This is a genomic window from uncultured Deefgea sp. (assembly GCF_947072475.1).
Taxonomy (GTDB): Bacteria; Pseudomonadota; Gammaproteobacteria; order Burkholderiales; family Chitinibacteraceae; genus Deefgea.
This window is the reverse complement of the sequence record NZ_CAMTIA010000010.1, coordinates 1-19,513: the sequence shown is the minus strand read 5'-3', so window position 1 is coordinate 19,513 and position 19,513 is coordinate 1. Positions and strand designations below refer to the sequence as shown.

The 19,513-nt window shown below is 51.6% G+C and carries 17 protein-coding genes; 8 read left to right on the top strand and 9 right to left on the bottom strand.

What is annotated here, in order from left to right; genetic code table 11:
* Positions 1-59: 59 nt before the first annotated feature.
* The 3 genes from Q0V82_RS05380 to Q0V82_RS05370 are packed head-to-tail and all read left to right on the top strand — an operon-like array spanning position 60 to position 2,546.
* Positions 60-1,034, top strand: coding sequence for a quinone oxidoreductase (locus Q0V82_RS05380; protein ID WP_297573297.1), 975 nt, complete (start codon positions 60-62; stop codon positions 1,032-1,034).
* Complete coding sequence (locus Q0V82_RS05375) at positions 1,031-1,606, top strand: YqiA/YcfP family alpha/beta fold hydrolase (RefSeq protein ID WP_297573295.1); 576 nt, start codon at positions 1,031-1,033, stop codon at positions 1,604-1,606. The genes Q0V82_RS05380 and Q0V82_RS05375 overlap by 4 nt, the downstream gene beginning before the upstream one ends.
* A 16-nt stretch (positions 1,607-1,622) precedes the next feature.
* Positions 1,623-2,546: a Dyp-type peroxidase gene (locus Q0V82_RS05370; RefSeq protein WP_297573293.1), complete on the top strand. Its 924-nt coding sequence runs from the start codon at positions 1,623-1,625 to the stop codon at positions 2,544-2,546.
* Between the two features lie 411 nt (positions 2,547-2,957).
* Here Q0V82_RS05370 and Q0V82_RS05365 read toward each other — a convergent pair whose 3' ends face one another.
* The 4 genes from Q0V82_RS05365 to Q0V82_RS05350 all read right to left on the bottom strand — a co-directional run bounded on the left by Q0V82_RS05365 (position 2,958) and on the right by Q0V82_RS05350 (position 7,350).
* A complete protein-coding gene (locus tag Q0V82_RS05365; protein ID WP_297573291.1) occupies positions 2,958-4,616 on the bottom strand; it encodes an LTA synthase family protein in 1,659 nt (552 codons plus the stop codon).
* A gap of 334 nt (positions 4,617-4,950) precedes the next feature.
* On the bottom strand, positions 4,951-5,382 hold the full coding sequence (locus tag Q0V82_RS05360; RefSeq protein ID WP_297573290.1) for an SCP2 domain-containing protein: 432 nt from the start codon (positions 5,380-5,382) through the stop codon (positions 4,951-4,953).
* Positions 5,379-6,266 (bottom strand): U32 family peptidase, encoded by an 888-nt coding sequence (locus Q0V82_RS05355; RefSeq protein ID WP_297573289.1) that lies wholly within the window; start codon positions 6,264-6,266, stop codon positions 5,379-5,381. The genes Q0V82_RS05360 and Q0V82_RS05355 overlap by 4 nt, the downstream gene beginning before the upstream one ends.
* Positions 6,267-6,336: 70 nt before the next feature.
* A complete protein-coding gene (locus tag Q0V82_RS05350) occupies positions 6,337-7,350 on the bottom strand; it encodes a peptidase U32 family protein (protein ID WP_297573287.1) in 1,014 nt (337 codons plus the stop codon).
* 182 nt (positions 7,351-7,532) lie between these two features.
* Here Q0V82_RS05350 and gnd point away from each other — a divergent pair, with 182 nt between their 5' ends.
* A complete protein-coding gene (gnd, locus tag Q0V82_RS05345; RefSeq protein WP_297573285.1) occupies positions 7,533-8,444 on the top strand; it encodes a phosphogluconate dehydrogenase (NAD(+)-dependent, decarboxylating) in 912 nt (303 codons plus the stop codon).
* 112 nt (positions 8,445-8,556) lie between these two features.
* Here gnd and Q0V82_RS05340 read toward each other — a convergent pair whose 3' ends face one another.
* Positions 8,557-8,886 (bottom strand): zinc ribbon domain-containing protein YjdM, encoded by a 330-nt coding sequence (locus Q0V82_RS05340; protein WP_297573284.1) that lies wholly within the window; start codon positions 8,884-8,886, stop codon positions 8,557-8,559.
* A 335-nt stretch (positions 8,887-9,221) separates the two neighbouring features.
* Here Q0V82_RS05340 and Q0V82_RS05335 point away from each other — a divergent pair, with 335 nt between their 5' ends.
* The gene (locus Q0V82_RS05335) at positions 9,222-9,749 is read left to right on the top strand and encodes a DUF1523 family protein (RefSeq protein ID WP_297573282.1); all 528 of its coding nucleotides are present in this window, start codon (positions 9,222-9,224) and stop codon (positions 9,747-9,749) included.
* 266 nt (positions 9,750-10,015) lie between these two features.
* The gene (locus Q0V82_RS05330) at positions 10,016-10,585 is read left to right on the top strand and encodes a GNAT family N-acetyltransferase (protein WP_297573280.1); all 570 of its coding nucleotides are present in this window, start codon (positions 10,016-10,018) and stop codon (positions 10,583-10,585) included.
* Here Q0V82_RS05330 and Q0V82_RS05325 read toward each other — a convergent pair.
* The 3 genes from Q0V82_RS05325 to Q0V82_RS05315 all read right to left on the bottom strand — a co-directional run bounded on the left by Q0V82_RS05325 (position 10,582) and on the right by Q0V82_RS05315 (position 15,378).
* Positions 10,582-11,766, bottom strand: coding sequence for a PilT/PilU family type 4a pilus ATPase (locus tag Q0V82_RS05325; RefSeq protein ID WP_297573278.1), 1,185 nt, complete (start codon positions 11,764-11,766; stop codon positions 10,582-10,584). The two genes, Q0V82_RS05330 and Q0V82_RS05325, sit on opposite strands and share 4 nt — an antisense overlap.
* Positions 11,767-12,004: 238 nt before the next feature.
* A complete protein-coding gene (locus Q0V82_RS05320; protein WP_297573276.1) occupies positions 12,005-13,867 on the bottom strand; it encodes a DEAD/DEAH box helicase in 1,863 nt (620 codons plus the stop codon).
* 257 nt (positions 13,868-14,124) lie between these two features.
* The gene (locus tag Q0V82_RS05315) at positions 14,125-15,378 is read right to left on the bottom strand and encodes an Hsp70 family protein (protein WP_297573274.1); all 1,254 of its coding nucleotides are present in this window, start codon (positions 15,376-15,378) and stop codon (positions 14,125-14,127) included.
* Positions 15,379-15,579: 201 nt separating this feature from the next.
* Between Q0V82_RS05315 and Q0V82_RS05310 the strand changes: the two genes are divergently transcribed.
* Positions 15,580-16,269: a metallophosphoesterase gene (locus tag Q0V82_RS05310; protein WP_297573272.1), complete on the top strand. Its 690-nt coding sequence runs from the start codon at positions 15,580-15,582 to the stop codon at positions 16,267-16,269.
* Between the two features lie 181 nt (positions 16,270-16,450).
* Here Q0V82_RS05310 and cadR read toward each other — a convergent pair whose 3' ends face one another.
* Positions 16,451-16,879, bottom strand: a complete 429-nt coding sequence (cadR, locus tag Q0V82_RS05305) for a Cd(II)/Pb(II)-responsive transcriptional regulator (RefSeq protein ID WP_297573270.1) — start codon at positions 16,877-16,879, stop codon at positions 16,451-16,453.
* Between the two features lie 297 nt (positions 16,880-17,176).
* Between cadR and Q0V82_RS05300 the strand changes: the two genes are divergently transcribed.
* Positions 17,177-19,417, top strand: coding sequence for a heavy metal translocating P-type ATPase (locus Q0V82_RS05300; protein ID WP_297573268.1), 2,241 nt, complete (start codon positions 17,177-17,179; stop codon positions 19,415-19,417).
* The last annotated feature ends 96 nt before the right edge of the window (positions 19,418-19,513 follow it).

Genomic DNA, 19,513 nt, shown 5'->3' with positions numbered 1-19,513 from the left:
CTTTCTCCAGCGCGCTTAGACTTGCTAGAATAAGATACAAGATCAATAAGGAGATACGAATGCAAACCGTGCGAATTGAAATCGAGCAGCAAGGCGGTCCTGAAGTCATGCAATTGCGAACCGCCCAATTGCCGCCGCCCGGTGCGGGTGAAGTGCTGCTCAAGCATTTAGCCATTGGCCTTAATTTTATTGATACCTACCACCGCAGTGGCTTGTATCCAGTGAGTTTGCCGTCGGGCTTGGGCTTAGAAGCTTGCGGCGTGATCGAGGCCTTGGGGCATGGGGTGCATGATTTAAAAGTCGGCGATCGCGTGGCTTACGCCGGTGGCGCAGTGGGGGCGTATTCGACGTATCGCATGGTGGCGGCAGATAAATTAGTGCTGGTGCCCACAGGGGTTTCCGATGAAATCGCTGCCGCTACCTTACTGCGCGGTATGACGGCGCAATATTTATTAAAGCGCACTTTCCCGGTGCAAGCCGGGCAAACGATTGTATTTCATGCTGCAGCTGGCGGCGTGGGGCAGATCGCTTGCCAATGGGCGCAAGCACTCGGCGTGCGCGTGATTGGCACCGTGGGCTCGGCAGCTAAAGCCAAAATGGCGGCCGCTTGGTGTGATCATGTTCTGGATTATAACGACGCTACTTGGCCGCAGCAGGTGCGGGATTTAACCGAAGGGCTAGGTGTGCCGGTGGTGTATGACGGCGTGGGCGCAGCGACTTTTGAAGGCTCGCTCGATTGCTTGGCATTGCGGGGGATGTTGGTGAGTTTTGGCAATGCATCGGGCGCGGTGCCAAGTTTTAACCCGGGCATTTTGGCGCAAAAAGGCTCCTTATTTCTAACTCGACCGACCTTGGGGCATTACACCGCCAATCGCGGTGAGTTAGTGGAAACAGCGCAAGATTATTTTGCGGCATTGGCGCAGCACCGCATCGTGCCTGAAATCGGTCAGCGTTATGCTTTGGCGGATGTGCAGCAAGCACACCGTGATTTAGAGTCGCGTAAAACCACCGGATCGACTGTGTTAATCCCATGAAGTTAATTTTTTTGCATGGATTTTTATCCAGCCCGCTATCGCAAAAAGCGCAAGATACGGCGCAATGGATGCGCGAGCAAGGGCTGAGCGAAAGCTTTATTTGCCCAACGATTCCGATGGAGCCGCTGGCGGCGGCGCAGATGCTGCGCGATTTGCTCACGCCACTGGCGGGTGACTTTTGTTTAGTAGGTAGTTCTTTAGGTGGTTTTTTTGCCACATGGGCAGTGGAGACGTTGGGGGGGCGGGCGGTATTGGTGAACCCTGCCGTACAGCCTTATCACTTGATTGCTCAATATTTGGGTGAACAAAAAAACTATCAAACTGGTGAAATTCACCATATTGATCTTGATTTTGCTGATAAACTTTGTCAGCTTGAGCGCCGCCCAACTGACTTAAATCGTTATTGGTTGCTCACGCAAACTGCCGATGAAGTACTCGATTATCGAGACGCGGTGCAATGGTATGCCGGCTGCCGGCAAAATATTATTTCTGGGGGTGACCATAGCTTTGTCGATTACCCTCACTGGTTAGCTCAAATTTGGGCCTTTGCCAATCAAGGCCCGGTTCATTAGATAGAAAAGGAATGGCGTGTCTACACCACAAAGTGGCATTCTGCCCCCACCATCCAGTCATGGTTTATTTTTATTATTTCGCCGCCGCTTAGGTCGTCGCGCTGATGCCGAATTAAAGCAATTTTTTGCCAAACTACCGCTTAAATCCGATGAACTGGCGGCGGCCAATCCCAGTGCGGCGTTTTATTCGGTGGTGGGATTTGGTGCTGAAATGTGGCCTGAATTTTATGCTGAGAGTAAACCGGCGCAATTGCGTAGTTTTCCACGCATTGCTGGTGCGATTCATCCAGCCCCAGTGACTGCGGCTGATGTGGTCTTGCATTTACGCGCCGAGCGTTACGATGTTTTGCACGAATTTGCCAATATGGTGGTGCAAGGCACCAGCCATTGCTTGGATGTGATTGATACCACGCATGCATTTCGCTACCAAGATCATCGTGATTTAACCGGCTTTATCGATGGCACCGAAAATCCAGAAGATGACGAGCGCAGCGAAGTGGCCTTGGTGGCGGGCGAAGATGCCGATTGGGCCGGTGGCAGTTATTTGCATGTGCAACGCTATGTGCATCGCTTAGATACTTGGCATAAATTACCGGTTAAACAGCAAGAGGCGGTGATTGGTCGCACCAAGACGGATAGTGTTGAGATGTCGGATGAAGACAAACCGCTGACTGCGCATATTAGTCGCGTGGTGATTGAGGAAGAGGGCGAAGAATTGGCGATTTTGCGCCATTCTTTACCGTATGGCACGCCGGGTGGTGACCAAGGTTTGTATTTTGCTTCGTATTGCAAAACACCGGCTCATTTTGAAAAAATGCTGGCCAAAATGATCGCCCCGACCTTGGATGGTCGCGTGGATCATTTACTCAACTTTAGTCGTGCAGTGACTGGCGCCGCGTTTTTTGTCCCTAGTCGCGAGGCTTTAGCGCATTTGGTTTAAGGTTTAAGCTGAATCGATGAATTAAAACAGCCGCGCAGGCCAGCGCGGCTTTTTTATTGGCTTGCGTTTGAGTGGTAGTGTCGTTGGGTATCTTAATGCGATCTATATTAATAATGGCCTAGATCAATATACCCATTAATCAAAGGGGCTATTCAGATTAGGTGCAGATGGTTTTAAGTGCCTGCGGCACGGCTATTTACAGTCGCAGTCAGTGGCGGCACCCTCTTTCTTTGACTCGCCAAAGAAAGAGGGGGAAAGAAAGGCGACCCGAGCGCGCCCAGCTCCGCTGTGCCCTCGATTGTCGCAAGCCAAACGATAAAACTGTTTGTCTCGCTTCGCACTCGGTGCGCTTGGACGGGTGATTAAGCCCCAGACCAACGAGCGCGGCACAGCATCAAATCTGAACATCACTTAATCAAACAAACGCTCCGCGTACAGCGCTTCGGGGAAGACGTTTCGCCACCATAAGCCGGGCTGGTAAAACGCGGTATTGGCGGCGCAGCGCTCGGCTACGGCGGCGTAGAACGGATCTTGGCTTTGGCTTAAGCGCGCTAATTGAGCCGGCAAACAAAACAAAGGACGGCCTTGTAATTGCTCGGCCATTTGCTGCGCTTGTGCTGGTTGGCGGCTGTCTTTGATATACAGCGGTACATCGCCGCGCACTTTATTTTGTTGTTGACTGAGGATACTTTTAAATTCTAAACGGCCGTTTTTAGATGGGCTGAAAAATTGCGGATCAAAAATCCCGCGATCTAAAAACTCTTGGTTTAAGCCCGGCTTATGGTCGCCAAAAATCACGATCACCACGTCGCGTTTGCGCTGTTTGGCGCTGGCTTCGAGCTGCTTGGCAAACACTGAAAACGCATCAATCGCCTCCGTTAAGCGCGCTTGATATTGGCTTAAGCCACTATCTTGCTCTGCAATAAACGGGCCGTGCGTCATCACGGTGACTAAAAACATAAACTGCTTTTGCCCTGCTGGTGCCGCTTGATATCGCGCTAAGGCATTGTTGTAGAGGGTTTGATCTTTGGGCCAGCCGGCTTTTCTATCCCACTGCATTTTTTCGACAAACTGCGTTTGCGCAAAGCCCAGTTTGGGGTAGACCTGTTTACGCTTCCAAAAGGTGCTGAAGTAATTGTGCATGCCGGTGGTGAGGTAGCCAACATCCGCCAATGAATTGGGTAGGGCGCTCATTTTGTCGGCAAATTGGCCAGCAAAATTTTGAAAGTCGATGCCCGGCAACATATACGCTGATAACCCGGTGAGCGCTTCAAACTCAGCCTCGGCCGTGCCGCCGCCATACACCGGGCTAATCACGCGCGCTTCGCTAAAGCCCGCTTGGCTTAATTGCGCCATTTGGGTGATTAAACGTGGGTCGCTATAGCAAGACTCACACATCACCACCACGATGTCGGGGCTAGTTGGCGCGTCTGGGGCGGCGAGTTGGCGCGAGTAAAACGTATGCGGGCCGGCTTTGGGTTTGTGCGCGGTTTCTATGGTGAGAATTAAGTGCCCCAAAATACCGTTGTCTTTGGCATTGACCCGAAAATTATAATTGGAATACTTGCTGCCCAAGTATTGATGCATCACCGGCTTGGCGTAGGCCGATAGTTTGCCGGTCCGATCCAATTGCATGCTGAGCAAAATACACAGCACCAGTGCCAAGCTTAGCCGGGTTTTACTCAGGCGGGGCCGCCGCCATAGTCCATAGCCAATGGCAGCGATGGAAATCAGGGCATAGCCCCAGATCTGCCAGTTCATATAGCCGGTCATGGCCATACCTTGGCCGACTTCAAATAAATCAGCACCCAGCAGTGGCTCGCTGGTGGCGACTTCTTTGATATAGCTAATATTGAGCAACAATCCTTCAAGCGCCAAAGTGGCCGCTACGGCCGCCCAGCGCTGTAAAAAGGCAGCAAAAAAGAAATACAGCAACACAGAAAAGCCAACGCGCGGCATATTCCACTGCGTGTCGACCAAGAACCGGCCACCAATCACCGTGCAAATTGCGAGTAAGGCTGGCACAAAGGGGCGGATTTTGCTGAGTAGCGGATGAGAAAGTAGCTTCACGTATTGGGTCGGGATTCAATTCAAAGAAGCCGGATTATAAAGCTTTGATGACAGTTTGCTGTTGGGTAATAAGTTTGACTGATTAATGGCGCAGGTTCAAATAATCCGTGCAACGCTGAGGCAGCTCGGCTGTGTGGGCTGAATGCGCGGCTCTTTGCCATGGCGTGCGTGGGACAATGGGCGTTCACTAGGGTCGGTTGACGTTTGGATTTTGGCCGTGCTAGCGCGATTTTAGCGGCGAATTCAGGCGTAGTCAGCGCTGCTGCGCGCCTTGCTTGAGGGCAAAACTCGCGCAAATACCGCAGGCCAAGCCAGCGTCAACAGCCCCTCGGCTTTAAACGTTCAATTTCATCCGAATGCGGCTGGGTAGACGTGCAAATAGCGGCGAGAAATCGGTCGCATCCATTAAGTTTTTTAGCGTTAGACCCAACTCGGTATCGCCAGTGATGCTCAGGCGACGCTGAAAAAACAAGGTATCTGGATCTTCTTGTCGTCGAGCAATTAAGCAATAATCAGCCAAGCTAGCGGTTAATGTGACATCTGCTGGGGTATCGCCACAGACAAAGCGGCCATTTTGGTAGCTTAGCGTAATACCCCAATTTAAATCGCTGACGGCCATTCGCACTTGCCGACCTTCCCACCACGCAAAATCTTCTTCAGGCCACAATGGCTTGCGCAGCAAATTGAGCAAGGCGACAGTGACCACGGTGGGCGGCGTTTCGGGGAGTACGGCCAGTAATTTAATCAATGGTGCTGGGATGTTCATACGGTTTCCTTCCTGCAAATACCCGCTTGACCATGCCAATAGCCATTGACCAGACCTTCGGGATTAATACGTTGCCAATCGAATTGCGTCGCCGCTGCCGGCTGAGCCAGTGCTGCGGCATAGGCGGCAACAATTTCAGCGGTAAACTGCGCTTGCGGGCTAATGCGTAAATGGCTGGCGCCCACGTTGGTGACGCTGGCCAAATCATGAATTAAGGCATGGCAAGCCGCCGATTGCGTTTGAATCCCGTTCAGACGTAAGAAATCTTGCCCTTCGCGGGTTTTGAGCAACTGGCCATCGGCGTGCTCGATGCATTTAAATTCACAAGCATCTTTGCTTAAATCGTAATGCCTAGCGGTAAAGCAGCGCGCAGAAAAAGCCAGTGGCAAGCGGCCATGGGCAAAGATTTCGGTTTCAATCGGTAATTTAGCTTCCGCCAATGTCGCCACAATCGCCGCGCGACTCGCTTCGAGCGAGGGTAGCCAGCGAATGGCGCCTGCTGCTTGATGCCAGTCGAGCGTAGCGCCGTTGTAAATATTCAGATGCGGGCCAGCAATATACGGAATCGCCAAATCACGCGCGATTTTTACTGCGCCCAAATCATTGGCTTCGAGTAGGCCGCCTTCTTTGGCAAAACGGCGTAATGACGACAAGTCCGAACCCGATTCGAGCAAAGCTTGCGAGCTGTAAACCACGGTTTTGCCGGCTTGGCATAATTGCTGGCCTAAGGCCAGCCAATCACTAGTGCGTAATTCATGGCGGCGAGCGCAAACCACTTCACCCAGATAAATCGTGCTTACTTCCCAATCGGCAGCAGCGGCATAAAAATCGAGTGTGGCTTGGCGTGACCAATAGTAAAGCAGCGGGCCAAGAGTGAGTTGCATGGATCTTCCTCGATGAATTTAAAACTGAACAGCCGCGCTGGCGGCGTGGCTTGTGTAAATTAGCTGCGGCTTAGCGCCAAGGTCGGCTATACGCCCCAAGCGTTTGTTGATGCCCTTCCGACACTTTGCTAAGCGCCTGTTGCCAAGCGGGCTTGACCGAATACCGTGGATCGCTAGCCGCATCAATTGCCGCGCGTAGTGTTTTGGTCACTTCGCTGACGTAGGCCGGGCTGCGTTGTCGACCTTCGACTTTAATGGCTTTCACGCCCATGCGGATCAGCTCGGGCAATACCGACAATGCATTGAGGCTAGTTGGCTCTTCCATCGCGTAATAGCTGGCGTCGCCGACTTCAAAGCGGCCTTTACACAGGGTTGGATAACCAGCGGGCTCGTCTTTTTCAAAATGATCGATCAAAATGCCATTTAAGCGAGTGTCAAGGGTATCGCCCTTAGGTAGCCATTGCACATGGCTTGCAGGTGAACACACCCCATGGGTATTTGGCGATTCGCCAGTCGCGTAGCTGGATAAAATACAGCGGCCTTCAGCCATTACGCACAAGCTACCAAAACCAAATACTTCGATTTCGACTGGGGTGTTTTTAATCACGTATTCGATCTGTGGCAAAGTCAAAACCCGTGGCAGAACGGCGCGGCTAATGCCAAAATGTTCATAAGCGAGGTTTACCGCTTCAAAATTGGTGGCGGAACCTTGCACTGATAAATGGCGGCGTAATTGGGGATGACGGCGAGTGGCGTACTCGAGTAAACCCAAGTCGGCCAAGATCACGGCATTGGCGCCTAAGTCGGCAGCGGCGTCGATTGAAGCCTGCCATTCAGCGGTTCGACCCGCTTGCGGGTACGTGTTAATGGCAATGAGTACTTCCCGACCTTGGGATTGTGCATATTCAATACCCGATTTAAGCTGTGAGTCGGTAAAATTAAGCCCGGCAAAGTTGCGGGCATTGGTCGCATTCTTAAAACCAAGATAAACCGCATCGGCACCAGACTGAACTGCTGCTTTTAGGGCTGGTAAACTACCAGCAGGACAAATTAATTGCGGCAAATGTGGTGCTAAAGAAGGCATAATAGCGTAACCCAACGTGAGAATTTGCGCCTAGCTTAGGCTTTACGCTCTCATGAAACTTTAATACAAATCAAAAAAAAGCATGCCTAGTGCTTCGGTGGTAGTGAATATCCCGATAAAACTGCATGATTTTCGCTTCGAATTTAAGTATTCGGCAGGGCAATCAATACAAAGGAAATAGCATGAATATCGCAATGATCGGTTTAGGCAAAATGGGCGGCAATATGGCACGTCGACTCTCTCGAGGCGGTGCGACGGTCTTTGGTTTTGACGTCAGCGCCGACACGCGCAGCCAATTGGCGCAAGAAGAAGCTAATTTCACAGCATTTGCCAGCGTACCTGAATTGATTGCCGCCTTGCCAACACCGCGCGTGGTTTGGTTGATGTTGCCATCGGGCGCGATCTCTGAGGCGGCATTCGATGAAATGAAAACCTTGCTCGCTCCTGGCGATTTGATCATTGATGGCGCCAATGCCATGTATAAAGACAGCCAACGCCACGGTGCCGAATTGGCGACGATGGGCCTTAAGTTTGTCGATGCCGGGGTTTCGGGTGGGGTTTGGGGTCTGCAAAACGGCTATTGCTTGATGTTTGGTGGCGAAAAAGACGCCGCTGCGATGGCAGAACCATTTATGAAAATCTTGGCGCCGGGCGCTGATCGCGGTTGGACGCACACTGGCCCAGCAGGCTCAGGCCACTACACCAAGATGCTACACAACGGTATCGAATACGGCATGATGCAAGCGTTTGCCGAAGGCTTTGCGATGCTTAAAGCCAAAGAAGAATTTAACCTCGATGTGGCGGCGATTTCTGAAACTTGGCGTCATAGCTCAGTGGTTCGCTCATGGTTGCTCGATTTAGTGGCAGATACTTTGCAGCAAGACACCGAATTGGCCGATTTAAACGCCTTTGTGCCAGATTCAGGTGAAGGCCGTTGGTCAGTGTTGGAGTCGGTTGAATTGGGCATTCCTGCTCCGGTGATGTCGAGCGCCTTGTACGCACGTTTTGCTTCACGCGGTAATGATGATTATGCAATGAAATTATTGTCGATGATGCGCAATGCCTTTGGTGGCCATGCGGTATCCAAAAAATAATTAGCTTGAATGGATAAAAAAATGCCCGCATCGATTGCGGGCATTTTTTATGCTGAAGTCATGGCTGCGAGGGGCTGCTGACGATTGATTGGCCGCCGTGCAGGATCCAGCTTTAGGCTTTTTTCAAAAAACAGGCTTTAAGCATCATGCTGCCCAAATCGGTTTTGCAATCGACTTCATGGTCACCGTCAACAATGCGGATGCCTTTGATTTTGGTGCCGACTTTCAGTGTGCTAGAAGTGCCTTTGACTTTTAAGTCTTTCACCACCACGACAGAATCGCCGTCTTGGAGCACATTGCCATTGGCATCTTTAACGATGCGCACATCGCTTTCTTCTACTGCTGCGACCATCGGCCATTCAAAGCCACAATCGGCGCACACATAGTTCTCACCATCGGGATAAGTGTTTTCCAAAGTGCATTGTGGGCAAGCGTTTGACATTGGATTATCCAATTTAAAAGAATTTAATCGCTAGATTATAGCAGCCGTTACTCATCGCATTGCGCTGTGATTAATCACCAGCACGGGGATTGAGGTCTTTGTGAGAGCTTGAATTACCGTGGAAAAGTGCCGGGATTGATTGACACTCAACTTACTTGGGAATACGTTACACTGGATTTGGTGAGAATTCCCAGTGCAATTTCAGACCTCATTTCGCTCGCTAAATTCAGCGATCTTCCGTATTGAATCAAGGAGTGATCGATAGAGTGAGCATGATTTACATATTTTATAACGGTATAAAATGTATACCGTCTTCAATTTAAGGGAAGTGATGAATGCTTAAACTTAGAAAAGTACTACTGATTTTATTGGCATTGATTGCGCTGGTGGGAACTGTGGCTTTGGATGGTTTTTTACCCGAAAAAACCATCACCAGCATCACCGGGGTTGAGGTGAAATTAAGCGATAAAGACGGCCCGATTAGCAAGGCTAATCCAAGTGATGGGCCGACGTTGGATGTGTATTACATTTACACCAATCACGCGACGGATATTATTCGGGTGTTTAAAAACGTCGATACCGGCTGGGGCTGGCCGTATTACTTTAAGTTTAACTCTGCCGATTTGCAGGCCAAGGCCAAAACGCTGGAATTTGAAAAGAAACCCGCCTTACTGACTTCCTACGGCTGGCGTTTTGACATGATGTCGTGGTTTCCCAATGTGGTGGATATTCAAGTGGCCGAACCCGATAGCAGCACTTGGAGTTTTTGGCGTTGGTTGGGTTTTAGTCTGTGGGGTATTACGCTGTTGATCGCCACTTTTATGGTGTATCGCCTTACAAGCCGCAAAAATAAAGCGCAGTAGCGCAATACATAGAAGGTGTATAGTGGGCTCATTGTGAGTTGGATTGGTTTTTGGCGACGGCCGATTGTTTGCCCGCCGCCGCCAATACGACCCACTGATTATGTCTTTGCTGCAGCAAGAGTGGCGTAGGCGCTGGCTTGCCCGTGAAGGTTTTCCTTGTTTGGCTCGCATTCGCGGGCGAGTCCGCTCCGACAAATAGCACGCTGTTATGGGGTTCTCAAGCAAAGGCATCATCAGGAACTACGAATTGCTTGCGGCGATACGCCGTGTTGATTGATCCTGTCGTGCTCCTCGCCTCGAAAGAGGGAGAAAGCTTGGCGATGTTGAGCGTCGAAACGATGAACTACGCCATTTTGCCGCTGAGTGCGGCGCATTTCTCGGGCTTGCATCAAGTGTTTGATGCTGCGTGTAAACAAGAAAGCTTTTTGTTCTTTTTGCAAGCGCCACCGATTGAGCAAACCTTCCGTTATTACCAAAATATGGTCGATCGCGACTATGTGTATTTTGTTGCGCTGTGCGATGAAACCGTCGTGGGTTGGTGCGATCTTTTGCCGCAAGGTGACGCTGCACATGTTGGGGTATTAAGCGTGGCCCTATTGCCGCAGGCGCAAGGTTTAGGGTTGGGACGAGCGTTGATGCAGGCGGCGCTGGCTAAAGCTTGGCAGCAAGGATTTGTTCGCATCGAGTTGACTGTGCGGGTGGATAACCAAAAAGCCCAAGCGCTGTATCAGCAGTTGGGCTTTGTGAATGAAGGTGCGCCACAGCAAGATTTATGTATTCGTGGGCAATATTTTACGACGCAAACCATGGTTTTGTTGGCGCACAGCGTGCCTTAGTTGGCGCTTTCGCTGGCCTCGGTTTCTTCTTCGGGCACTTGCTGTGCTTCGAGGGTGAGATGTTCCAGCCCGCTGTGGTGCTCTTCTTTACGATGATGCAAGCTGTTGAGTTTAATGTTTAAGCGCAGCTCATTGAGTGAATCGGCATTTTTTAATGCTTCTTCCATGCTGATTTTCCCTGCCTCATACAGTTCAAATAGCGCCATATCAAAGGTTTGCATTCCCAGTTCTTTGGATTTGACCATCGCGGTTTTCACGCCGCCCACGTCGCCTTTAAAAATCAAATCGGCTACCAGCGGCGTATTGAGCAAGATTTCAATCGCGGCGCTGCGTCCTTTGCCATCGGGCGTAGCAACTAGGCGTTGCGAGATAATGCCGCGCATATTCATGGACAAATCCATATATAGCTGCGGGTGGCGCTCTTCGGGAAAGAAATTCACAATCCGCTCTAAGGCTTGATTCGAGCTATTGGCGTGCAAAGTGCCCATGCAAAGATGGCCGGTTTCGGCAAATGCCATGGCGTATTCCATGGTTTCTCGGTCGCGAATTTCGCCAATTAAAATCACGTCTGGCGCTTGGCGCAGCGTATTTTTGAGCGCAGCAAACCAGTTTTTGGTATCACGCCCGACTTCGCGGTGCGTGACCAAGCAATTTTTATTTTTATGCACATACTCAATCGGATCTTCGATGGTAATGATATGACCATGGCTGTTTTCATTGCGGTAATCAATCATCGCCGCCATCGTCGTCGATTTACCCGAACCGGTTCCGCCGACCAATAGCACTAAGCCGCGCTGACTCATCATCACGTCTTTTAATACTTTGGGCAGGCCTAATTCATCAAAATTAGGAATTTTGCTGGTGATGGTTCGCAGCACCATGCCGACCTTTTCTTGCTGCATAAACACATTGACCCGAAAGCGCCCGATGCCTTCGGGGCTAATGGCAAAATTGCATTCAAATTCTTTAGCAAATTCAGTTTGCTGATCGGGGCGCATAATGGCCAAAGCCAGCGCTTGCGTGGCTGCGGCATTGAGTTTTTGCGCGCCAATCGGCGTCATTCGGCCGTTGATCTTCATGGCTGGCGGAAAATCATCGGCAATAAACAAATCGGATGCTTTGTGTTGAATCATCATCCGTAATAAGTCATGCATGGTTTTTTTTGCTTGTTCGGGGCTCATTCTTGGCACTCGTTACGGTCAGTACAGACCTTGTATATAGATTGAATCGGGCTGAATTGCAGTTGCGAAGTTGATCGATTGAGTCAGCTAGATTGTGGACTAATCTTGCAATGATTGTTGTGTTGATTAATTTTAGCTGTTGTAGTTTGTCATTAATCGTTGGTGTGGCACGGGAGTGTATTTTTAAAGCATAAAAAAGCCCATGGCAAACCATGGGCTGATTGATTGTCAGTCGGAATTAATCGCCGCGACGTTTATGACCGCTGCCACCAAGTAGCGCGGCAGTTGGGGTGCTGGCAGTGCGTGGACCGCGACTTTGCGGACGGTCGCTGCGTGGCGCGCCATGGCCATCACTGGCATTACGAGTCACACCCGGCCCGCCATTACGGCCGCCACCTTGGTAGCCCCGCGTTTGGCCTTGGCCGCTACGGCCACTGCGCATGAGTTCGCCTGGCAAGGTATTGGCATTGCTGACCGGCTGTTGCTCATCGTAATTAATGCGTTCGCGGCGCGGTGCAGCGGGCGCAGCCAACACCGAATCTTGACGCGGAGCATTGCGTGGATTGCTACTGCGCGGCGCGCCATCACGTGGGCGACGGGTATCTGCAGCACCCAGCGCATCAGGACGTGGACGACGGGTATCAGCAGCACCATCAGGACGTGGACGACGGCTATCCGTAGCGCCTTCTGCGCGTGGACGGCGATGCTCACCATCGGTACGCGGGCGACGCTGTTCGGCGTCACCTTCAGTACGCGGGCGACGCTCAGCACGCACTTCACTTTTTGCCGCTGCTTGGTTGGTGGCGGTTTCAGCTAATGCTTTTGAGCGAGCACCATTTAAGCGTGCGCCACCGGCAGCCGCAGGGCCACGCGGAGCACGTGGATTGCGGTTTGGATCGCGTGGTGGGCGATCACGGCCCAAGCCACCACGAACAATCGGTTCTGGCTTAACGCGTAAATCGGCTTCATAGCCTTCTAAGCAAAATTTTGGAATGTCTTGCTTGGTAATGCGCTCGATTTCAGCGAGGAGTTTCAACTCGTCAACACATACCAACGACACCGCTTCACCAGTACAACCGGCGCGGCCAGTACGGCCAATCCGATGCACGTAATCTTCGGCTACGTTGGGCAATTCAAAATTCACTACGTGTGGCAATTCTTCGATATCTAAACCGCGCGCTGCAATATCAGTGGCAACCAATACTTGCAATTCGCCAGATTTAAACTGCGCGAGTGCGGCAGTACGGGCGTTTTGGCTCTTATTGCCATGAATCGCCATCGCTGAAATGCCATCTTTATTCAGTTTTTCAGCCACTTTATTACACGCATGTTTAGTGCGCATAAACACTAAAACTTGATGCCAATTACCGTCTTTGATCAATTGCGTCAATAAAGGCAATTTTTTATCGCGATCAACTAAATGCACGCGCTGGCTAATTAATTCATTGGTGGTATTGCGGCGCGCTACTTCAACCAGGCCTGGATTTTTGAGTAGCTTGTCGGCGAGTTCTTTGATTTCATCAGAGAAGGTCGCTGAGAACAGCAAGGTTTGGCGCTCCTTAGGGAAAATCGCCATTAATTTTTTAATGTCGTGAATGAAACCCATATCGAGCATACGATCGGCTTCATCGAGCACCAAGATTTCAATGCCAGACAAATCCACCGAGCGTTGATTAACCAAATCGAGCAAGCGGCCCGGTGTGGCCACCAAAATATCAATCGGCGAGCGCAGGCGAGTTTGTTGTGGACGAATATTCACGCCACCAAACACCACCATTGAACTGATTTTGACGTATTTAGAATACGTTTGAACTGATTCTTCCACCTGAGCGGCAAGTTCACGCGTCGGGGTTAAAATCAAAACACGCGGACGACCTTTGGCTTCGAGCGGTTCTTTGGCCAGCAATAATTGCAAAATAGGCAAAGTAAAGCCGGCAGTTTTACCGGTGCCCGTTTGTGCTGCAGCGAGCAAATCGCCGCCTTGTATCACCAATGGAATGGCTTGCGCTTGAATCGGAGTTGGTGTGGTGTAGCCCGTATCGGCAACGGCACGCAAAAGTGGTTCGGCTAGCCCAAGGCTAGCAAAATTAAGTTCAGACATTCATTATTCCTGCTGCGGCCTGTCGCAAGGAGCGACACCAATCTAGGGCAGGTGGGGTATGTTGGATGGGTGGCTTGCGTGTCGAAGGTTTTCGATGAGGCAAGCAACGCGCCGATTGGTAGGGCGCGATCAGGGGCGCAGTTTAACTGTGCTAACAAAAAAATACCAACGATATCTGCTCGATGGGGCGCTGATGTGGGATTAGTGATTGGGGAGTGGGGTTTACTCCCCAATCCCTACTCCCTACTCCCCGTAATTTAGCCATAGCGCTGTTGCGCGACAACGGCGAGGCCGCAGCCTACGCTGCCAAAGTGATCGCCTTCAACGGCGCGGGCCGCTGGAAATTGCGCGGCCAGAGCTGCGCGTAGCGCCGGGACGGCCGATGAGCCGCCGGTAAAAAATAAGGTATCGACTTGGCTGGCCTTGATACCGGCTAGATTCAACGTGGCTTGTGCTGCTGCGCAGATTCGCGTGGTTTCTTGCGCAATGGCTTGCTCGAATTGGCTGCGCTCGATCTGCGCCAGCAAGCCTTGCTCGGCTTCGACTAAATCCAGTGCAAAATGGGTTTGCTCAGACAGCGCGATTTTGGCTTCTTCAACGCGCATCGCCAAGTGATGGCCTGCTTGGCTACGAATTACATTCAGTAAGCGCTCAAAGCGCACATTGTCGACCACTTCGGGTGAGACATCTTGAAAGCCACGCCACATCTTGCGGGTATAGGCAAAGTTAATCGTATGCCAAGTGGCCAAATGGAAAAACACGCTATTGGGTAATTCGGCGTTATTACTTAGTCGTGAGCCCATGCCCAGCTCAGGCATGACGCAAGCGAGCGAAAGGCGTTTATCAAAATCAGTACCCCCGATATGTACCCCGCCACTGGCTAATAAATCTGCTGATCGGTCGGCAATACCCCGTCGTTCTGGCGATAAACGCACTAAAGAAAAATCTGACGTACCACCGCCAATATCAATCACCAGTACCAGCTCTTCGCGCTCGATACGCTGCTCGTAATCATGCGCAGCGGCAATCGGTTCAAATTGAAAGCTGACTTCTTTAAAGCCCAAACCATGGGCGATTTCAGCCAATGTGGCTTCGGCCTCGGCATCAGCCGCATCGTCGTCATCGACAAAGCGTACGGGTCGGCCCAGTACCACCGCGTCAAATGCTTGGCCGGCCGATTGCTCGGCGCGGGTTTTAACTTCGCCGATTAATTGGCCGATGAGATTTTTAAACGATAAATGCTGACCGCCAATTTCGGTGCCCGCATCCATTAGGCTGCTACCTAATAAGCTTTTCATCGAGCGCATCAAGCGGCCTTCGTAGCCTTCTAAATACTCGCTCAACGCCGCACGGCCATAAGCCCAACGGTCTTCTTCTAAATTAAAAAAGACCGCCGATGGCAGCGTGAGCTTGTCGGCCTCAAGTGGCAATAAGATCGCGCCATTGGGGCGCACAATGCCCGCCGTTGAATTAGAAGTACCAAAATCGATGCCGCAGGCTGAATAAGTCATAATGGAGCGTGGTTGGCCTGTAAGGGGGTCGTTAGACTACGCTGCTGCCGCATCCACGTCAAACACGCTTGCTGAATGGCTAGCGCGAAGTACCCAGTATGCTTTAATCTAGGGTCTGTTGGCGTTGGGTTGATGGCTGAGCAGCCCAGCTTTGCGGCAAGGTTCACCCATGAGTAGCGTTTTGAAATAGGCGAGAAGTGAATGATTTTTTTCTGTGGTGACGTCCACGGCCAATTTGGGCATGTTATTTCGGCGGTGCAGCAGCATCGTCCGGATGCCATTGTGCTGCTCGGCGATCTACAAGCGCCACAGCCACTCGAAACGGTATTGGCCGACATCATTGACTTAACCGAGGTGTGGTATATCCACGGCAATCACGATACCGACGGCACGCGCGATTATTGTAATTTGTGGGATTCGGGCATGAGCGAGCGCAATTTACACGGCCGCGTGGTCGAAATCGCCGGTGTGCGTATCGCTGGATTGGGTGGGATTTTTCGTGGACATATCTGGATGCCACCCAATAACTCGGTGTACGCCAGCCCAGCGCATTATCTACAGCACTGCGGCAAAGCCAACCAATGGCGCGGTGGCCTGCCGCGCAAACAGCGTAGCAGTATTTTTTATGTCGATTACCAAGCGCTAGCGCATGAAAAAGCCGACATTATGGTCACGCACGAAGCGCCGAGCTGTCACCCTTGGGGCTTTTCGGTACTCGATCGACTGGGGCAGGCGATGGGGATTGAAAAAAGTTTTCACGGCCACCAACACGACAGCCTCAATTACCGCGAACACGATGCCCGGCTAGGTTTTAAAGCCTACGGCGTAGCGCTCCGTTCGATCATGGACGAAAACGGCAACATCATCAGCACCGGGGAAGACCCCGCGTAGCAGTGGAATAGCGGCGCGCATTCCACCGATTCGCAACACATCACAACACACACATCACAGCGCAGAAAATGGTGGAAGGCACTTGGTTGATTGTCCCTTAAGGCATTGCCCTTACTTGGCCGATTAAACTCTGCGCCGCGCTTCTTTTGCTAGGGTTTTGAAACTGAATGGATGCTCGGCTTTAGCCAAGATGCGTGCGTTTTTTATCCAGTTTGCTGGGGATTTCCATATCGGCCAAGCCTTGCAAAATCCCGCAAGGGTTGTGATTGCTTTGGCAGTGTTGGCGTAGCTCGGCGAGTTGCTGTTTGAGTTGTTCTAGTTCTTTGATGCGGGTGTCAACGTGGGCGATGTGCTCGTCAAACACCTCATTAATCGCGCTACAACCATCGCCACCTTGATCGGCCAAGCGCAGCAAGGTGTGGATTTCTTCGTGGCTCATATCAAGTGCACGGCAATTGCGGATAAAACGCAGGCGCTCAATATGCGCTGGGCCATAGACGCGAAAATTACCGAGGGTTCGCTCAGTCGTGGGCAGTAGCCCTTCTTTTTCATAAAACCGAATAGTTTCGACCGAGCATTGCGCCAGCTTGGCCAGTTCGCCTATTTTCATTTCTCGATTCCTTTATCCGTGTTGTCGCATTCGTCAATCAAGTGGCTTGGTATCCGCGTGCGCAAGCCCTCGGGATTTGCACACCCTATGATAATGCGCATGGTTTTGTGCGCATTTGCGCACGCGGTTGCATGGCGCGGCGTGCGCAAACCCTGCGGATTTGTACGCTCGACGATTACATTTTCACGATCTACCGAATCAAATTTTGAAATATTGCACGTCGCTGATTTTAGCGGTTGACTCTATAGTAACTTCAGGGTGTGTAATGCGTTTAAGTTTAATCGTTGGAGCTGCCTGATGTCGCAATATCGTCAACATTCTTCCGCGCATGCGGCGCATTCATCGGCGGGTCATGCTGCGTGTTGTGCTGGGCACGGCGCGAGCGAGGCATTGACCACTTTGGCTGCGGCGGAGTTAAGTGCCGATGGTTGGGCGCAAACGCCGATTCGTATTATGCAAATGGATTGCCCGACTGAAGAAGCTTTGTTGCGGAAAAAACTTGGTGCGATGCCGGATGTTTCGGGTTTGCAATTTAACCTCATGCAGCGGGTGCTCACGGTGCAGCATCAGCCTGATGCGCTAGAGGCGGTTTTGGCGGCGATTCGTAGCTTGGGTTTTACGCCCGAGCTGGGAGACGCGGTGGCGCAAGACGAAGCTGTAAAACCATGGTGGCCTTTGGCGCTGGCGGGACTTGCAGCGTTGGCCGCCGAAGTAACGCATTGGCTCGATGGACCAACGCTATTGGTGGCGGGGTTGGCGCTGCTGGCGGTTTTGGCTTGCGGCTTAACGACGTATAAAAAAGGCTGGATTGCGCTACGCAATGGCAATTTAAATATTAATGCTTTGATGAGTATTGCTGTTACCGGCGCGATGGCCATTGGCCAATGGCCTGAGGCGGCGATGGTGATGGTGCTGTTTACCGTGGCTGAATTGATCGAGGCCAAATCGCTGGATCGGGCGCGCAATGCAATTCAAGGCTTGCTGCAATTGACGCCCGAGCTGGCGACGGTGGTGCAAGACGATGGGGTGACTGTCGATCGGCCGGCCAAATCGGTGCAAGTGGGCGAGCGTGTTCGTGTGAAGCCGGGTGAGCGGATTGCTTTGGATGGGGTGATTTGCGCTGGGCAATCGACGATTAATCAAGCGCCGATTACCGGTGAGAGCTTGGCGGTGGATAAAACCGTTGGCGATCCGGTGTTTGCCGGCAGTATTAATGAGGCGGGTTCTTTTGAATTGACTGTGACTGCGCTGGCCAGTAATAGCACCTTGGCGCGGATTATTCATGCAGTAGAAGCGGCGCAAGGTGCGCGTGCGCCGATGCAACGCTTTATTGATCAATTTGCTAGGGTATATACCCCTATCGTGTTTGCCATTGCGCTCTTGGTGGCGATACTGCCGCCATTGTTTTTTGCTGGAGATTGGTTGGCGTGGATCTATAAAGCCTTGGTGTTATTGGTCATTGCTTGCCCATGCGCCTTGGTGATTTCAACGCCGGTGACGATTGTCAGTGGTTTGGCGGCGGCCGCGCGGCACGGTATTTTGATTAAGGGCGGGGTGTATTTAGAAGAAGGCCGCAAGCTGGCGTGTATCGCGCTAGATAAAACCGGCACGCTCACGCATGGCAAGCCAGTGCAAACCGATTTTGTTGATTTGCAAACTGAGGCGCAGCAAATAGCCAGCGCTGCGCAAGGCATCGCAGTTGAACAGTTAGCAGTGAGTTTGGCGCAGCGCTCAGATCATCCGGTATCGCGGGCTTTGGCGCTGGCGGGCCAAGATTTAAGCCTGATCGACGTACAGGATTTTACGGCTTTGCCCGGCTTGGGCGTGAAGGGGCAAATGGCGGGGCAGACGTATTATTTAGGTAATCATCGTTTGATTCATCAACAAGGCTGGTGCTCGGCTGAGCTTGAAGCGCAATTGTTTCCACTCGAGGCGCAAGGTAAAAGCGTGATTTTATTAGCGACTGAACACGGCGTTTTGGCCTTGTTTGCTGTGGCCGATACGGTCAAAGACAGTAGCCGCCAAGCGATTGCCGAGCTGCATGCGCTGGGTGTTAAAACCATTATGCTCACCGGAGACAATGCCCACACCGCGCGCAGTATTGCCGAGCAAGTGGGCATTGATGAGGCCCGAGGCGATTTATTGCCGACGGATAAATTAGAGCTGATTGTCGCGCAGCAAGCGCAACTCACGTCAGGCCAAAAAGTCGGCATGGTCGGGGATGGGATTAATGATGCGCCCGCTTTGGCGCGCGCCGATATTGGTTTTGCGATGGGCGCGGCCGGTAGCGGCACAGCGATTGAAACCGCCGATGTCGCGCTAATGGACGATGATTTACGCAAATTGCCGCATTTTATCCGCTTATCACAGCAAACACACCGCATTTTGCTGCAAAACATCGCCTTAGCGCTGGGGATTAAATTGCTGTTTTTAGTCTTAACTTTGCTCGGCTACGGCACGATGTGGATGGCGGTTTTTGCCGATGTGGGCGCGAGTTTATTGGTGGTGGCCAATGGCTTGCGATTGCTGCGCAAGTAAGTGACTGCTCCGCAGTTTAGTCCTATATTCTATGCCAATCAATTGGCGGATTCAACTAGTAAGTGCAACGGCGATGCAGGTCACTAAATGGGTGAA

Coding starts and splice junctions, on each gene's coding strand:
- Q0V82_RS05325 (WP_297573278.1), bottom strand. CDS start 11,766: ATGAGCCCCGAACAAGCAAAAAAAACCATGCATGACTTATTACGGATG.
- Q0V82_RS05375 (WP_297573295.1), top strand. CDS start 1,031: ATGAAGTTAATTTTTTTGCATGGATTTTTATCCAGCCCGCTATCGCAA.
- Q0V82_RS05300 (WP_297573268.1), top strand. CDS start 17,177: ATGTCGCAATATCGTCAACATTCTTCCGCGCATGCGGCGCATTCATCG.
- Q0V82_RS05320 (WP_297573276.1), bottom strand. CDS start 13,867: ATGTCTGAACTTAATTTTGCTAGCCTTGGGCTAGCCGAACCACTTTTG.
- Q0V82_RS05335 (WP_297573282.1), top strand. CDS start 9,222: ATGCTTAAACTTAGAAAAGTACTACTGATTTTATTGGCATTGATTGCG.
- Q0V82_RS05380 (WP_297573297.1), top strand. CDS start 60: ATGCAAACCGTGCGAATTGAAATCGAGCAGCAAGGCGGTCCTGAAGTC.
- Q0V82_RS05360 (WP_297573290.1), bottom strand. CDS start 5,382: ATGAACATCCCAGCACCATTGATTAAATTACTGGCCGTACTCCCCGAA.
- Q0V82_RS05340 (WP_297573284.1), bottom strand. CDS start 8,886: ATGTCAAACGCTTGCCCACAATGCACTTTGGAAAACACTTATCCCGAT.
- cadR (WP_297573270.1), bottom strand. CDS start 16,879: ATGAAAATAGGCGAACTGGCCAAGCTGGCGCAATGCTCGGTCGAAACT.
- Q0V82_RS05310 (WP_297573272.1), top strand. CDS start 15,580: ATGATTTTTTTCTGTGGTGACGTCCACGGCCAATTTGGGCATGTTATT.
- Q0V82_RS05315 (WP_297573274.1), bottom strand. CDS start 15,378: ATGACTTATTCAGCCTGCGGCATCGATTTTGGTACTTCTAATTCAACG.
- Q0V82_RS05350 (WP_297573287.1), bottom strand. CDS start 7,350: ATGCCTTCTTTAGCACCACATTTGCCGCAATTAATTTGTCCTGCTGGT.
- Q0V82_RS05355 (WP_297573289.1), bottom strand. CDS start 6,266: ATGCAACTCACTCTTGGCCCGCTGCTTTACTATTGGTCACGCCAAGCC.
- gnd (WP_297573285.1), top strand. CDS start 7,533: ATGAATATCGCAATGATCGGTTTAGGCAAAATGGGCGGCAATATGGCA.